The organism is Bartonella sp. OT172YNZD, assembly GCF_042193725.1.
Classification (GTDB): domain Bacteria; phylum Pseudomonadota; class Alphaproteobacteria; order Rhizobiales; family Rhizobiaceae; genus Bartonella; species Bartonella grahamii_A.
Genome location: NZ_JBHILZ010000074.1, coordinates 1 through 857 on the forward strand (window position 1 = coordinate 1; position 857 = coordinate 857).

Consider the following 857-nt stretch of genomic DNA (forward strand, 5'->3'; position numbering starts at 1 on the left):
GCCTTTGTCTGCGCATCGGCCCTCTGCCAAACACCCAATAACTGAGCAAAAATCCGTTCCTGTTCATTAATTTGCGGTGGCGTATTAACCCCATTGACCAAATCAACAGCCCGCCTCAAATCCCCCTCAACCTGTTGCAAAGCAACCGCAACCCGCCGTTGCGAAACCGGCTCCATCTTGGCTAATTTTAACAATTGCGCTTGATTATCCGCCAATGCTGTCCCCCGCAAAACAGACCGCAACTCCGGCTGTAAATGCTGAGCAATTTTCGTTAAATAATGCACTGCACGTTTCGATAAACCAATACGATCTGCCACATGTTCAGCAAAAGGGTAATGTTTACCCAATTGCTCTTCATCATGCAATTGTGCAATGTTTGCACTATTGCTCATTTTAGAAATAGGATCAACTTGTCCCAATTTCTCATCACCGATCAAAGGATCAACTTGATCCTTTGATTTTTCATCCCCTTCACACCCAGTTTCATCGTGATCTGAAGTTATATTACTGTCCCTTTGAGCAATTGGGGCAACTTGCCCCAATTGCTCTTTTTTGGCTGTATGTTGATTACTACCATCCCCACCAACCTTAATTTCCCCATACTTCTTTTCCCACAATTCGCGGTAAGTCTGGACAAAAAGCGCACGATCAATAACAGACAATTCATTGCGAAACAGGTTTTCAGCCACTTCTAAAAGCGCAGCATTGTCCTTATCCGCCTGCACCACAACGGCATCAATTTCGCTATAGCCTAAAAGCTCCGCAGCCCTCAGCCGGTGTGCACCAGCAATAAGCGTATAATTGCCTTCCTTAGCATTGGGGGTATGGCGCACCGTAATCGGATTCATCAATCCCTC

At 45.9% G+C, this 857-nt stretch carries 1 protein-coding gene; it reads right to left on the reverse strand.

Features of this window, described 5'->3' with window-relative positions:
• Positions 1–857, reverse strand: an 857-nt coding sequence (locus ACFIJS_RS09055) for a ParB/RepB/Spo0J family partition protein (protein WP_375651291.1), incomplete at both ends; no start/stop codon positions are given.